This window comes from Paraglaciecola mesophila (genome assembly GCF_009906955.1).
Classification (GTDB): domain Bacteria; phylum Pseudomonadota; class Gammaproteobacteria; order Enterobacterales; family Alteromonadaceae; genus Paraglaciecola; species Paraglaciecola mesophila_A.
In genome coordinates this window covers 4,269,331-4,283,906 of sequence record NZ_CP047656.1, presented here as the reverse complement: position 1 = coordinate 4,283,906, position 14,576 = coordinate 4,269,331, and the positions used below count along the sequence as shown (strand labels likewise).

At 44.6% G+C, this 14,576-nt stretch carries 12 protein-coding genes; 6 read left to right on the top strand and 6 right to left on the bottom strand.

Features of this window, described 5'->3' with window-relative positions; all coding sequences use genetic code 11:
- Nucleotides 1-834: 834 nt before the first annotated feature.
- The 5 genes from recA to pncC form a co-directional block, all read right to left on the bottom strand.
- Nucleotides 835-1,866, bottom strand: coding sequence for a recombinase RecA (recA, locus tag FX988_RS18190; RefSeq protein WP_160181504.1), 1,032 nt, complete (start codon nucleotides 1,864-1,866; stop codon nucleotides 835-837).
- Between the two features lie 301 nt (nucleotides 1,867-2,167).
- On the bottom strand, nucleotides 2,168-2,572 hold the full coding sequence (locus FX988_RS18185) for a GFA family protein (protein WP_254700660.1): 405 nt from the start codon (nucleotides 2,570-2,572) through the stop codon (nucleotides 2,168-2,170).
- Nucleotides 2,573-2,635: 63 nt separating this feature from the next.
- A complete protein-coding gene (locus FX988_RS18180; RefSeq protein ID WP_160181502.1) occupies nucleotides 2,636-3,007 on the bottom strand; it encodes a DUF3224 domain-containing protein in 372 nt (123 codons plus the stop codon).
- Between the two features lie 71 nt (nucleotides 3,008-3,078).
- The gene (locus FX988_RS18175) at nucleotides 3,079-3,846 is read right to left on the bottom strand and encodes a phytanoyl-CoA dioxygenase family protein (RefSeq protein ID WP_160181501.1); all 768 of its coding nucleotides are present in this window, start codon (nucleotides 3,844-3,846) and stop codon (nucleotides 3,079-3,081) included.
- 16 nt (nucleotides 3,847-3,862) lie between these two features.
- Entirely contained in the window at nucleotides 3,863-4,348 is a 486-nt protein-coding gene (pncC, locus tag FX988_RS18170; RefSeq protein ID WP_160181500.1) for a nicotinamide-nucleotide amidase, read from the bottom strand.
- A 152-nt stretch (nucleotides 4,349-4,500) separates the two neighbouring features.
- On the opposite strand from pncC, the gene mutS reads away from it, so the two are divergent.
- Complete coding sequence (gene mutS, locus FX988_RS18165; protein WP_160181499.1) at nucleotides 4,501-7,164, top strand: DNA mismatch repair protein MutS; 2,664 nt, start codon at nucleotides 4,501-4,503, stop codon at nucleotides 7,162-7,164.
- A 36-nt stretch (nucleotides 7,165-7,200) separates the two neighbouring features.
- Here mutS and FX988_RS18160 read toward each other — a convergent pair whose 3' ends face one another.
- A complete protein-coding gene (locus FX988_RS18160) occupies nucleotides 7,201-7,563 on the bottom strand; it encodes a response regulator (RefSeq protein ID WP_160181498.1) in 363 nt (120 codons plus the stop codon).
- 220 nt (nucleotides 7,564-7,783) lie between these two features.
- Here FX988_RS18160 and FX988_RS18155 point away from each other — a divergent pair, with 220 nt between their 5' ends.
- The 5 genes from FX988_RS18155 (at nucleotide 7,784) to leuB (ending at nucleotide 14,565) form a co-directional block, all read left to right on the top strand.
- Nucleotides 7,784-9,415 carry a CTP synthase gene (locus FX988_RS18155; RefSeq protein ID WP_160181497.1) on the top strand — a complete coding sequence of 544 codons (1,632 nt, stop codon included), beginning with the start codon at nucleotides 7,784-7,786 and terminating at the stop codon, nucleotides 9,413-9,415.
- A gap of 117 nt (nucleotides 9,416-9,532) precedes the next feature.
- On the top strand, nucleotides 9,533-10,825 hold the full coding sequence (eno, locus tag FX988_RS18150) for a phosphopyruvate hydratase (protein ID WP_160181496.1): 1,293 nt from the start codon (nucleotides 9,533-9,535) through the stop codon (nucleotides 10,823-10,825).
- Nucleotides 10,826-10,905: 80 nt separating this feature from the next.
- Nucleotides 10,906-11,568, top strand: a complete 663-nt coding sequence (locus tag FX988_RS18145) for a hypothetical protein (protein ID WP_160181495.1) — start codon at nucleotides 10,906-10,908, stop codon at nucleotides 11,566-11,568.
- Between the two features lie 329 nt (nucleotides 11,569-11,897).
- On the top strand, nucleotides 11,898-13,457 hold the full coding sequence (gene leuA / locus FX988_RS18140; protein WP_008305672.1) for a 2-isopropylmalate synthase: 1,560 nt from the start codon (nucleotides 11,898-11,900) through the stop codon (nucleotides 13,455-13,457).
- Nucleotides 13,458-13,464: 7 nt separating this feature from the next.
- Entirely contained in the window at nucleotides 13,465-14,565 is a 1,101-nt protein-coding gene (leuB, locus tag FX988_RS18135) for a 3-isopropylmalate dehydrogenase (protein WP_160181494.1), read from the top strand.
- Nucleotides 14,566-14,576 lie beyond the last annotated feature (11 nt).

The window sequence follows — 14,576 nt, the reverse complement described above, 5'->3', positions numbered from 1 at the left end:
CGACTTATCACACTACCTGCTTGGCTAGATAAAAGCACTTAGCGTGCCAATATTAAAAAATACATATAAATCATAGGGTAATAAAATTCAGCTTATTCTTAATAAGTGATCTTGTAAATTATGCTGACAACAAATTTATCAATTTTTAATCACTCAAAAGGTGCATTCGGTCCGGTTAATAAAAGGGGCATATTAAACGCGCTTTATATTAGGCCATTTTATATACTGCTAGCGACTACCCTAAAGCCCGTCACTGCGCGCTTACCATAGTCCGCCTCTTTTGAGTAACAGTGCGTAGCGAAACTCACTTGTTCAGTTCTAGCGCGCTAAGTGTCAGCACAGAGTTATTGTGTATGTAACTACGCTTCCTCTCATGCCACAAAACCAACGCTCTCCACTGGAGTTGATAAAACGCCGAACAACAAAACTCTAGGGTTAGGCTCAGACTTTCTCTTTAGTGCGCTGTAAATAATAAATGTGGGACATACTTATAGCACGCCTTGTGTTATACCAATCCCCATTAATAATTGCCCCTCAGAATGCATCCAGCGTTTTTTATAAAGGCGTCGCTATGTAGCTATATAGTACTGGCTGTTCCCTTTCAAATAGTGAGAACACAGAGCAAAAGCCGCTGAGGCATTCCTTGCATGCGAGTGTGAGTTCTTTTAAACGCTCGCTGAGTGATCATTTATTAACGTGGATGGTATTAGCGCCTTAATCGTTCACAGTACTAACAAAAAACCGCCATTCGGCGGTTTTATATATTTGCTAAAAATTGTCAGCTAATCATTTGAATGCAGCTTTATTCTTCTTCAACTTTATTCTTCGTCAGCTTTATTCTTCGTCAACTTTGACCGGCTCATCAGCTTTAACTGTTTTTTTCAATAACAGCTCTGCCCGCAGTTTCTGTTCAATATCGTTAGCCATATCTGTATGCTCTTTTAGATATTTCACTACATTAGCTTTACCTTGACCGATACGCTCACCATTATAGCTGTACCAAGCGCCGGCTTTTTCTACCAGCTTTTGCTTAACACCCAAATCAATCAACTCAGCTTCTTTACAGATACCTTGACCATACATTATCTGGAATTCAGCTTGCTTGAAAGGAGGAGCCACCTTGTTCTTAACCACTTTAACTCTGGTTTCATTACCGACCACTTCGTCACCGTCTTTAATCGCACCGATACGACGGATATCTAAACGAACGGATGCGTAGAACTTAAGCGCGTTGCCACCCGTAGTGGTTTCTGGTGAGCCAAACATAACACCGATTTTCATGCGAATTTGGTTGATGAAAATAACCAAGGTATTCGAGCGTTTGATATTACCAGTGAGTTTACGCAAAGCCTGTGACATCAAACGAGCTTGCAAGCCAACATGAGAATCCCCCATGTCACCTTCAATTTCTGCTTTAGGTGTTAGAGCTGCAACAGAGTCAACGACAACCACATCTACCGCACCAGAGCGAACTAACATATCGCAAATTTCTAGCGCTTGCTCACCGGTGTCAGGCTGTGACACAAGTAAGTCATCAATATTCACCCCCAGTTTACCCGCATAAACCGGGTCAAGTGCGTGCTCAGCATCAACGAATGCACAGGTTTTACCCATTTTTTGCGCTTCAGCAATGGCTTGTAGAGTCAAGGTGGTTTTACCCGATGACTCAGGGCCGTATATCTCAACAACACGCCCACAAGGTAATCCACCTATGCCTAATGCGATATCGATGGTCAGTGAACCTGTAGATACAGCCTCAATATCCATCGCCTGGTTATCCCCCAAGCGCATGATTGCGCCTTTACCGAATTGTTTTTCGATTTGACCAAGCGCTGCAGTAAGCGCGCGATTTTTGTTATCGTCCATCAGTATGTCCTATGGTTCAGCCCGTGTACTTACACTTGGTTCAAGTCTAAATCGACACAGATAATTGAAGTTATATGGGCGTAGTATACTGTACAACCATACAGTTACAAGTCGCTTTCAGAAAATTTTTGCATTCTATAAATAAAAGGCTTTAAGAATGAGTTGTTGCGCGACTTAGTGAAGTAACAGGCGCGACTTGGTGAAATAACAGGATTATAAAAGAGAATGACATCACATGTTTACTTCATTTAATACTCACCCCCGAGATGACTCACCACGGTGTTTTCCCGTTTAGTCAACTTTACTTAGGGGTTGAATCGTACTTCAAACAATCTGAAGCGGATTCCAGCCAAGGTGCTCGTTCGGCGTAAAATATGTGGCTTGAGGGTTGAATATCAGGTGCTACGTCTAAACAACCAGCCGGAATCACCAGCGCTTTCCCCGACAGTGAAACATAAGGCAAGGCGCTGCCACATTTAGCACAAAAGGCGTTTGAAATGGTTCGGCCCGGCACATTGTAGCGCTTAATGCTGGCACTGCCTTTTAACCACTGAATATTGCTCGCCGCGGTAAATAAATTGGATGCATGAGCAGACCCCGTTACTTTTTGGCACTGAGTACAATGACACAAATGAAAGCTTTCGATTGAATCATCACATTCAAAGCGCACAGTGTCACATAAACAACTACCGGTTATCTTTTTCATGAGTTTCTCTCTACACATTTCTTCATTTCAAGGGAACTGATAAATAAACAAAATAGCAATGAACTAAAACGCATAATCCAATTCATAGCTGTGCTTGCCGTCTAGCTGAATAATACGCATCCTACCGCTAATTGAACTTAACTCGCCACTACCCGAGCTTTCTAAAATACTTATGTCCAACGACTGTTCTTGAGCTGACATTTTCCCTCTGTGCAACAAAGTAAACTGACCCGCTTTTCCGTCGAGGGTTGCTGTGACTTCTTCTATGGCAAAGTAAATAGCGACACCATTTTCAGTACGCTTGCTGATCATTTGCCCAGCCCCTGTGCCAACCAAATCTCCAACATAGGCTTTATCTATCAACATACGCCCTGCTGGCGCAGTTTTGTCATCCTGTGGTGATAAATCCACTTCAAACGTACCTGTTGCTAACATACTAATTCCTCAATAAAAGTGAGTCGCTTCATGTGTCCGGTATATTACGACGCACATGTTATTCAATGAATTTAATGATTACTCTTTATTTTTCTTGTCAATTCAAACACCTCAGGGTGAGTTAGATACTTCAACACCTGTAGCTGAGGTAAACAGTCCTCTTGAGCGAATTCTAACAACTTAGGGACCGCGTCGCAGAGTAAAATATCTAAAGACAATCTGTTCAAGCCGTATACGCCTCGATGGATCATATTAGCTGAAAAGATCAGCAAGTCCCCTGCCTGCAACGGGATAAGCTTTCCAGAGCTAAGATCATCACTGTTCACCCTTCCGTTTGTTTGCATTCGTACTGAGAGTTCTTCTTCGCTGTCCCAATTTTTATGACTTTTTGGTACAAGTTCAATGCCTGGCTCATCCTTAAGCGCAATTCTAAAATGCACGACATCAGCTCCCTGCAATGCTCGCTTTTGCTGCTCTATATTTAAATGATATTGAGGATCTCTATGCCAGTAATTCTTCTGTTTCTTGTTATATGGGTTAAAAAATAACTGAGTATTCATAAAAGCAGGTGATTGGCGAAATACCTTTTTAAGTTGAAGCCGCAACTTCTTAGAAGCAATTAACTGAAACAGGCTTAGTCTATCCGCTTCATTAATATGCTCGCCATTGGTTAAATAGGCGGCATTAACCGCCCTCGTTGAGTAAAACTCTCGATTGGTATCTATCCAGCTAGCTTTAAACCGCAATGCAATTTCTCGCAGCGCACTCAATTCAGCCCCATGTATAAAGTGTTTCACAAGGCAGTAGCCACTTTCTAAATAATCTTGATCAAGTGTCATATCCGCGTACTTGCGATCAAGATTTCAATAGGCTGCTAAGCTGGTTTAATGCATATTCAATCGCTTTTGAGCGTACCTCATGCCGGTCGCCAGAAAAGCACTGACAAACCGCAGATACATCGCCATTTATTGCAAACCCGAACCAAACCGTCCCCACAGGTTTTTCGGCGCTTCCACCGTCAGGGCCCGCTATTCCGCTAACGGAAACAGCAACATTAGCCTTTGCAGCATTAGTCGCACCCAATGCCATTTGCTCCACCACAGCTTGGGATACCGCACCAAATTTGGCTAAGGTTTGCTCGCTCACACCTAGCATGCTCTGCTTTGCTTCATTCGAGTAGGTAATATAACCACTTTTGAACCAGCTTGAGCTTCCAGATGTACTTGTGATGGCGTATCCTATGCCCCCTCCAGTACATGACTCAGCACAGGTAACACTCCAGCCTAATTGCTGCAGTTGTTCACCGAGTTGTTGTGCTAAAAAAATTGAATTGTTTGTCATATTTTACATCCATTACCGGGTTGTCTGACACGCTAACAAAGACATAGCGAGTCCCGTAAGCATGCCAAACATTAAAAGCTAAACAAAGCGTTAACGTTACTTCTCGATACACCACCTGAGTAACCACCAGATAAACAAGAGTGCCGTATTCCATGCCAAAAACGAACACATCAGCATCGACAACCTCTTCATCTTTGCAGCAGCATACTCCTATGATGCAGCAATATTTGAAAATTAAAGCTGAGCATCCTGATATCCTGTTATTTTATCGTATGGGTGATTTTTACGAACTCTTTTTTGACGATGCTAAAAAGGCCTCAGAATTACTGGATATCTCTCTTACCGCCAGAGGGAAATCCGGCGGTAACGCCATTCCCATGGCGGGCGTACCTTATCATGCGGTTGAAAACTATCTGGCCCGCTTGGTTAAAATGGGCCAATCAGTGGCCATTGTTGAACAAGTTGGCGATCCTGCTACCAGCAAAGGCCCTGTAGAACGCAAGGTGCAACGTATTGTTACACCCGGCACGGTATCAGACGAAGCATTGCTTAATGACAAACAAGACAACATCTTAGCCGCTGTCTTTTGCCCTGTACAAAAAAGCAACCAAACATTGGTATTTGGTTTTGCCACTTTAGATGTAACCAGCGGACGCTTCACTTTATGTGAACTTAACGGTGAAGAAGCCCTAGCGGCTGAGCTTCAACGTACGAATCCTGTAGAGCTTTTATACCCAGATGACTTTGCTTACGGTCACTTGATTGAACAACGCAAAGGGCTACGTCGCCGACCTCAGTGGGAATTCGATTTGCAAACTGCCACCAGCCAGCTTACCAGCCAATTCGGTACCAATGAATTATCGGGTTTCGGCGTACAGAACCATCAAATAGGTATATGCGCTGCAGGCTGCGTGATGCAGTATATTAAAGATACTCAACGCTCTGCCCTGCCCCACATTGACCGAATTGTGCTCGAAGCTCATAACGACACAGTTGTGATGGATGCGGCCACCAGACGAAACCTCGAACTTACACTGAACCTATCTGGCGGCACAGAAAACACCCTAGCAAGTATACTGGATAAAACCTCGACATCTATGGGCAGTCGTTTATTGCAGCGCTGGATCCACAGGCCACTAACTGACGTGACTGTGCTTAAAAAACGCCAGCGTAATATTCAAGGCTTGATGGACTCTCCCTATCCTCAATTACAAGACGCCCTGAAAAAAATCGGTGACATGCAGCGTGTACTGGCGCGCTTAGCCCTGCGTAGCGCGCGCCCCCGAGATTTTGCACGTTTGCGCCAAGCATTCGCACTATTGCCTGATATTCAACACTATCTAGAACATGAAGTTAGTGGTCTTAGCGATAACTCACAGCAGAATGGCTTATTTCAGTTAGCACAACAAATTAGCCAATACCCAGACTTTGCCGATCTGTTAGAGCGAGCCATTATTGATACTCCTCCCGTGTTGATCCGTGACGGCGGCGTGATTAAAGAAGGCTATAACGAAGAGCTAGATCATCTGCGTGCCCTGTCGAAAGGGGCCACCGATTATTTAGAAGAACTAGAGCAGAGGGAAAAAGAGCGCACCGGCATCGCCAGTCTCAAAGTGGGTTACAACCGTGTGCATGGCTACTTTATTGAAGTTAGTCGCAGCCAATCGGATTTAGTACCGGTGGAATATGTTCGCCGCCAAACGCTGAAAAATAATGAACGCTATATTATTCCTGAGCTTAAAGAGCACGAAGACAATGTGCTCAGTAGCCAAAGCCGCTCATTGGCACTTGAGAAAAAACTATACGATGAGCTTTTCGATTTACTCTTACCCCAATTAACTGAGCTCATGCAAAGTGCTGATGCCTTGGCAGAATTGGATGTGCTAGCAAATTTAGCTGAACGTGCCGAAAGCTTAGATTACCACTGCCCTGATTTATGCCCTCAAACTGGTATTCACTTTAGTCAGGGCCGTCATCCTGTGGTAGAACAAGTTTCAGACGCCCCCTTTATTGCCAACCCCATTGAGGTTAACCCGAGCCGCAGAATGTTAGTCATAACCGGTCCCAACATGGGCGGTAAATCAACCTATATGCGCCAAACAGCACTCATTGTTTTAATGGCTTACATCGGCAGCTATATCCCTGCACAAGACGCAAAAATAGGCCCTATCGATCGCATATTCACCCGCATCGGCGCATCGGATGATCTCGCCTCAGGCCGCTCAACGTTTATGGTCGAAATGACAGAAACCGCAAACATCCTGAATAACGCAACCGCCAACAGTTTGGTGTTGATGGATGAAATTGGCAGAGGTACCAGTACCTATGACGGCCTGTCACTGGCTTGGGCTTGTGCTGAATACTTAGCCACTAAATTACAGTCGTTTACCCTTTTCGCCACACACTATTTTGAATTAACCGGCTTAGCTGAGGCACTTCCAGAGCTAGCCAATGTGCATTTAGATGCAGTCGAGCATGGTGATACCATTCGCTTTATGCATGCCGTACAAGATGGGGCGGCCAATAAAAGCTATGGCTTACAGGTCGCGCAGCTAGCTGGAGTACCCAAACAAGTGGTGCAAGCAGCGAAACGCAAGTTACATGAGCTTGAAACCGGCACTCAAACAACTCTGCCCCCCGCTATATCGACTACGACTGTGCAAACGCGCGATCACGATAAAAAAGAAGAAATTCAATTAGATCTGTTGGCACAACCGAATGAAGCAGAAGAATTACTGAATTCGATTGATCCAGATGAACTAAGCCCTAAGCAGGCGCTTGAGTATCTCTATCAACTAAAAAAGCTGGTGAGATAAAACACGAGGTATTTGTAGGGGAAACAAAGACTTTCCCTACAGCCGCTCTATCAAACTCATTAAACTCATGGGGGTGACAGGCTTTTCTAAAAAACCCACCGCTCCTATTTCATAGGCAAGATTAACGGTTTCTTCTGAGGTATCGGCAGAGCACATGACTATTTTTGCATCGGGTATTTCTTCATGCAAAATGCTCAGTAATTCCAAGCCATCCACTTTAGGCAGTTTGATATCCATTAGGATAAGTTGATATTTTTTGCGACAAACCCGAGCCATGACTTCTGCAGAGTCATGGGCGATATCGACATGCACGTATCCGTTTCCTTGTAATACGGTGCAAATAAAGGTGCAGATGGCTTCAACATCATCAACAACCAAAATGGGACGCATTTTATCCATAAAGCTGATCCTTTGACTATTTGGTCAACAGTGTAAACCATTAAAATCTCATTTTCCGTATATTTTTTGCAAAGCGAAGGCGGTTTTCAATTGTCTGAGCGGCAGGGATTAAGTATACTATTGCGCCGTCCGGTACTGAATAATGTCACGTCTTTTTTAAGGCAGCTAGGCAACCTCAGTATTAAAAAATCTCATTCAACTCCAACGCCTTAGGGTACTCATGACAAACTATATTTTCGTCACAGGTGGTGTCGTATCATCACTTGGTAAAGGCATTGCTGCTGCATCGCTCGCTGCTATTCTTGAAGCCCGTGGTCTCAATGTGACCATGCTCAAGCTCGACCCATACATTAACGTCGACCCAGGCACTATGAGCCCAATTCAGCACGGTGAAGTGTTTGTCACCGACGACGGCGCAGAAACAGACCTAGATTTAGGTCACTACGAGCGCTTCATTCGTACCCGTATGACTAAACGTAACAATTTCACCACAGGTCGCGTATATGAAGAGGTGATTAAACGTGAACGTCGTGGTGATTATTTAGGTGCAACTATTCAGGTTATTCCTCATATTACCAATGAAATAAAGCGTCGTATCATTGCTGGCGCTGAAGGCGTCGATGTGGCCATTGTTGAAATCGGTGGTACGGTGGGTGATATCGAATCGCAACCGTTTTTAGAAGCCATTCGTCAACTCGGTACAGAAGTCGGTCGAGATCACGCTATGTTTATGCACTTAACATTGGTGCCTTACATTGCTGTGTCAGGTGAAGTAAAAACCAAGCCGACACAACACTCTGTGAAAGAGTTGCGCTCAATTGGTATTCAGCCTGATATTTTGGTCTGCCGCTCAGAAAGTGCCTTACCATCAAATGAGCGCTCTAAAATCGCCCTTTTCACTAACGTTGCCGACAAAGCCGTTATTTCGTTAAAAGATGCGAACAGTATTTATAAAATACCCGCCGCACTTAAAGCCCAAGGTATGGACGAATTGGTCGTTCAACGCTTTGGTTTAGAGTGCCCAGAAGCCGACCTAACCGAATGGGAGCAAGTACTTTACGCAGAATCTAACCCAGTGGGCGAAGTTACCATAGGTATGATTGGCAAGTACGTTGAATTACCTGATGCCTATAAATCAGTTAATGAAGCGCTTAAACACGCGGGATTAAAGAATCGTCTTACCGTCAACATTCGTTATGTCGACTCACAAGATATTGAAAGTAAAGGTGAGCAAATCCTGAACGGCTTAGATGCTATCTTAGTGCCTGGCGGTTTCGGTGAGCGCGGCATTGAAGGTAAAATAACGGCCGCTAAATATGCGCGAGAGCAAAAAGTACCTTATTTAGGTATTTGCTTGGGCATGCAAGTGGCAATTATTGAGTTTGCTCGTAACGTAGCTGGCCTTGAAAATGCCAATAGTTCAGAGTTTGATCCACAAACTCCTTATCCTGTAGTAGGCTTGATCACCGAATGGTTAGATGCCGATGGCAGCACAGCACTGCGCTCTGAAGCATCAGACTTAGGTGGCACTATGCGATTAGGCAGCCAACTATGTCACCTAATTCCTGATAGCAAGGTTTACGAGTTGTATGGCTCAGCTGAAATATACGAACGTCATCGCCATCGTTATGAGGTCAATAATAACTTACGCGAAAAGTTAGAAACCGCAGGATTGAAAGTCACTGGTCTGTCTACTGACAAACGTCTAGTAGAAGTCATCGAACTAAGCGATCATCCTTGGTTCGTAGCTGGGCAATTCCACCCAGAATTTAACTCTACACCCCGTGACGGTCACCCTTTATTTGAAGGGTTTGTAAAAGCCGCGGGCGAATATTATAAAAACAATAATTAGAGCCTGTTACCGTGGGGGCGGATAACGCCCCGCGCATAATCAAGGCAGAGTAACGATTGAAAACTCAGAGTATCTGCTCGCAGATAAACGCTAAATTTTTTAAACAAGGCAACAACTATGTCAAATATCAGTAAAATCATTGGTCGTGAAATCATGGACTCTCGTGGTAACCCCACTGTAGAGGCAGATGTATATTTAGAATCAGGCGTAATGGGTAGAGCAACTGCACCTTCTGGGGCATCTACTGGTTCTCGTGAAGCGTTGGAATTACGCGATGGTGATAAAAGCCGTTATTTAGGCAAAGGTGTATTAAAAGCAGTCGCAGCAATAAATCAAGATATCGCGCCTGCTCTAATAGGTAACAGTGCATTTGATCAAAAGAAAGTTGACCAAATTATGATCGACTTAGATGGCACTGAAAATAAAGAAAAATTCGGTGCAAACGCAATTTTGGCCGTTTCTCTTGCTGTAGCAAAAGCGGCAGCCCTTGATAAGCAAATTCCTTTGTATCAGCACATCTCTGAGCTTAACGGCACAGCGGGCAAATACTCAATGCCAGTACCTATGATGAACATCATCAACGGTGGCGAGCACGCTGATAATAACGTTGATATTCAAGAATTCATGGTGCAGCCAGTAGGCGCAGCTAACTTCCGTGAAGCATTGCGCATGGGTGCTGAAATATTCCATAGCTTGAAAAAAGTGTTATCTGCTAAAGGGTTAAGCACAGCAGTAGGCGACGAAGGTGGTTTTGCACCTAACCTTGCGTCAAACGAAGAAGCCCTTAAAGTGATCATTCAAGCCGTTGAAAATGCTGGCTACGAAATGAATAAAGACGTTACTTTAGCCCTTGATTGTGCATCATCTGAGTTCTATGTAGATGGTAAATATGACCTTAAAGGTGAAGGTAAAGTATTTGATTCAGAAACTTTCGGTGATTACCTTGCGGATCTTTCTGCTAAGTACCCTATCATTTCAATTGAAGACGGCCTAGACGAAAGCGATTGGGACGGCTGGGCGAGCTTAACTAAGAAAATTGGTGATAAAGTACAGTTAGTTGGAGACGACTTATTTGTTACTAACACTAAAATCCTTAAGCGTGGTATCGACAACGGTGTTGCCAACTCGATTTTGATCAAGTTCAACCAAATCGGTTCATTGACTGAAACTCTTGAAGCAATTCGCATGGCACAAGAGGCTGGTTTCACAGCGGTTATTTCTCACCGTAGTGGCGAAACAGAAGATGCAACCATTGCTGATTTGGCAGTGGGTACTGCAGCGGGCCAAATCAAAACTGGTTCACTGTGTCGTTCTGACCGTGTTGCTAAGTACAATCAACTATTGCGCATCGAAGAAGCACTAGGTGATGCAGCAACCTACGGCGGACGTAAAGAAATAAAAGGTCAATAAGACCTATATCGAAAGCGCTTTAGCCAAAACACTAAAGCCTTTTGATGTATATGGGCAGCGTTTGCTGCCCTTCATTTCTTATGGTCACGCCTCCTGCGCAGCCCCAAGTAAATATATTCACTGACTCACATCAGCAGACTCAGTTTGCCGAAATTTGCAATGCACTTTATGAGCGTGAATTAATGACACTAGCTCAGCAACCATTTAGCAATATTAGTTTATTACAGCGCAAGCTCGGTGGCTTACGCCATCACATCAAACGCGCAGCTTATCATTTTATTCATCACTCTGGTCCGCTCACAGTCGATGTGCACAACGCCAGTTGGCAAACCAAACAAAGTGCTACTTGCATCGCTAAAAAACACGATCCCGCTAAGGTGCGCACGTGGTTTTCACACTACGCACGCTCCGGATTACCCGTTGCTGTATACACCAACAACATGAACGGTGAACATTTAGAGCTAGATTCCATCGATCGAATTGATATCGATAGGCAATTACTTCATAGCAACAAATTTGGCTGGTTTAATATGGATGGTACCCGCGCGCCCCAAGAAGCAGCGATGCACAATCTCGTTCCTGCGAATGCCACACAGCAACTATTGTTACGTCCGAGTCGCTCAGTATTTAGCGCCGCGTGCTGCGGCCACACTTGGAACCACAAGGGCCGTGGCCAACCACGCACGTTGACCCTGCGTGAATTACTGTTGTCGGGCAGTATTAATTGGAAAAACTTCCGATAAATTACCTTTGTGTCTACAGATTTCATCAGGCTCTGGTCGGACTAGCCGCTAAACCGTTAGAAATCAAACTTATATGCTAATTTGTTATATGCCAATTTGTTAACTAAGGTTGACGCAAAAGGCGCAAAGAGTTACAAATACCGCACTGACGTTTCGAGCTTAGATAACATGACTTCATTATTACTATCAACTCTACTTCTGCTGGCAGCAAGACTGCACGGGTAGGTTGTAAGCGAAACGCAAACAATAACTAAAAACCCGTGCCTAGCAGCACGGGTTTTTTCGTTTATGCGCTGTAACAAGCGTGAATTATTCAAAGAGGAAAACACATGTCCAACCAAGTCAAAATATTCGACACCACATTACGTGATGGCGAACAAGCGCTAGCTGCAAGTTTGAGTATGAAAGAAAAACTACAAATTGCCTTAGCGTTAGAGCGACTTGGTGTCGATATCATTGAAGCAGGTTTTCCGGTTTCATCCCCTGGTGATTTTCAGTCAGTACGTAGTATCGCCCGGGAAGTCAAAAATGCTACCGTTTGTGGCTTGTCTCGCGCGTTAGAAAAAGACATAGATGCTTGCGGTGAGGCATTAAATATTGCCGAAAATTTCCGGATCCACACCTTTATCGCCACCTCAGATATTCACGTAGCCAATAAATTGCGCATGTCACAAGATGATGTGGTGAACATGGCAGTAAAAGCGATTAAACATGCCGGGCGTTACACTGACGATATTGAGTTTTCTTGTGAAGACGCTGGCCGTACGCCGATTGATTATCTATGCCGTATGGTCGAGTCAGCAATTAGCGCTGGGGCAACGACCGTAAACATTCCCGATACGGTGGGCTATACCACGCCGACTGAGTTTGGCGGCATCATTCAAAACTTGTTCAACCGCGTACCCAATATCGATAAAGCGACCATATCGGTACATTGCCACAACGACTTGGGACTCGCCGTTGCCAATTCACTCGTTGCTGTGGAGTACGGAGCACGCCAAATTGAATGTACCATCAATGGCATTGGTGAACGTGCTGGTAACTGCTCATTAGAAGAAATCGCCATGATTTTGCAAACCCGTCAAGCCATGCTGGGTTTGAACACCAATATCCGCAGCCAAGAGATTTCTCGTACGTCAAAATTAGTCAGCCAGCTTTGTAATATGCCAGTGCAATCAAACAAAGCGATTGTTGGAGCCAATGCTTTTAGTCATTCTTCCGGTATTCATCAAGATGGTGTCTTAAAAGCACAGAACACCTATGAGATAATGACCCCCGAAAGCGTGGGAATAAACAAAAACAACTTGAACCTTACTTCTCGCTCTGGCCGTCATGTGATCAAGCATCGACTCGAAGAGCTTGGTTATAAAGCCCAAGACTATGACTTGGATACGTTATACGCTTCATTTGTAAAATTAGCAGATAAGAAGGGCCAAGTATTCGATTACGACTTGGAAGCTTTATTATTTTTTGATAAGCAAAAGCCTACTGACGAACACTACAAGTTACTGTATTTGCAAGCCAGTTCAGGCAAAGAGATCATTCCTAGCGCAACCGTAAAATTACAGGTAGGCGACGAAGAAATCATCGAGTCTTGCACAGGAAACGGTCCAGTAGACGCTGCATACAACGCCATCATCAAAGTGTTAGGCCACGAACAACTTGAAATCGTTGATTTCAAACTGGACTCAAAAGGTGAAGGAGCAGATGCACTGGCTCAGGTGTCCGTCATTGTTGAATACAATGGCCGCCGCTTCAACGGTATTGGTCTTGCCACTGATATCGTCGAATCAGGTGTTAAGGCATTGATACACGTATTGAACAACACCCATTTAGCCGATCAAATTGATCATCAGAAAAAGCAACAAACACAAACTGCCGGAGTTTAAGTAGCACATGTCGAATTACAACATTGCCGTATTAGCGGGAGATGGAATTGGCCCAGAGGTCATGCAAGAAGCAAAGAAAGTACTATCAGCGGTCGAACAGCAGTTTAATGTATCGTTTACCCTTAACGAATTTGATGTGGGCGGCATCGCCATTGATAACCACGGCAAAGCCCTGCCCGATGCAACCTTAAAAGGCTGTGAAGACGCCCAAGCCATATTATTCGGCTCAATTGGTGGCCCCAAATGGGATAGCCTTCCGCTAGAAGAACGCCCAGAGCGTGCAGCGCTGCTTGCTTTACGTGGTCACTTTGATTTGTTCAGCAATTTACGTCCAGCGAAAATTTACCCAGGCCTTGAGTCGCTTTCTCCCCTGCGTGCAGATATTGCAGCAAGCGGCTTTGATGTTTTAGTGGTACGTGAACTGACCAGTGGCATTTACTTCGGCCAGCCTAAAGGCATAGAAGGGGAAGGCGAAGAACAATTTGCCTACGACACTATGCGTTACAGCAAAAAAGAAATTCGCCGTATTGCCATTAGTGCATTTGAAGCGGCACAAAAACGCGGCAAGAAGGTTACCTCGGTAGATAAAGCCAACGTATTAGTATGCAGTCGTTTATGGAGAGAAGTGACTGAAGAGGTCGCTAAAGACTACCCAGACGTGACCTTAGAACACATCTACATTGATAACGCGACCATGCAGTTATTGCGCTACCCAGGTGATTTTGACGTGATGCTCTGTTCAAACTTATTCGGCGATATAATCTCTGATGAGTGTGCCATGATCACAGGCTCAATGGGCTTGTTGCCATCTGCCAGTATCAACAGCGACAACTTCGGTTTATATGAGCCCGCAGGCGGTTCAGCACCCGATATCGCAGGTAAAGGGATCGCTAACCCTATCGCGCAAATTTTATCAGCATCGATGTTACTGCGTTTTAGCCTAAATCTAACGGATGCCGCAGACGCAATTGACGCAGCAGTGGTAAAAACGTTAGCTGACGGCGTATTAACCGGTGAATTGCTAAGCCCGGAAAACCGCGACCAAGCCAAATCGACCAGTGAAGTAGGCGACTACATAGCCAATATAATCGCCAGCGCAAACGCATAAAGGAAAGACCA

What these genes read in the sequence shown, in the direction of transcription:
- recA (WP_160181504.1), bottom strand. Translation starts at nt 1,866, where the DNA reads ATGGACGATAACAAAAATCGCGCGCTTACTGCAGCGCTTGGTCAAATC.
- FX988_RS18185 (WP_254700660.1), bottom strand. Translation starts at nt 2,572, where the DNA reads ATGAAAAAGATAACCGGTAGTTGTTTATGTGACACTGTGCGCTTTGAA.
- FX988_RS18180 (WP_160181502.1), bottom strand. Translation starts at nt 3,007, where the DNA reads ATGTTAGCAACAGGTACGTTTGAAGTGGATTTATCACCACAGGATGAC.
- FX988_RS18175 (WP_160181501.1), bottom strand. Translation starts at nt 3,846, where the DNA reads ATGACACTTGATCAAGATTATTTAGAAAGTGGCTACTGCCTTGTGAAA.
- pncC (WP_160181500.1), bottom strand. Translation starts at nt 4,348, where the DNA reads ATGACAAACAATTCAATTTTTTTAGCACAACAACTCGGTGAACAACTG.
- mutS (WP_160181499.1), top strand. Translation starts at nt 4,501, where the DNA reads ATGCCAAAAACGAACACATCAGCATCGACAACCTCTTCATCTTTGCAG.
- FX988_RS18160 (WP_160181498.1), bottom strand. Translation starts at nt 7,563, where the DNA reads ATGGATAAAATGCGTCCCATTTTGGTTGTTGATGATGTTGAAGCCATC.
- FX988_RS18155 (WP_160181497.1), top strand. Translation starts at nt 7,784, where the DNA reads ATGACAAACTATATTTTCGTCACAGGTGGTGTCGTATCATCACTTGGT.
- eno (WP_160181496.1), top strand. Translation starts at nt 9,533, where the DNA reads ATGTCAAATATCAGTAAAATCATTGGTCGTGAAATCATGGACTCTCGT.
- FX988_RS18145 (WP_160181495.1), top strand. Translation starts at nt 10,906, where the DNA reads ATGGTCACGCCTCCTGCGCAGCCCCAAGTAAATATATTCACTGACTCA.
- leuA (WP_008305672.1), top strand. Translation starts at nt 11,898, where the DNA reads ATGTCCAACCAAGTCAAAATATTCGACACCACATTACGTGATGGCGAA.
- leuB (WP_160181494.1), top strand. Translation starts at nt 13,465, where the DNA reads ATGTCGAATTACAACATTGCCGTATTAGCGGGAGATGGAATTGGCCCA.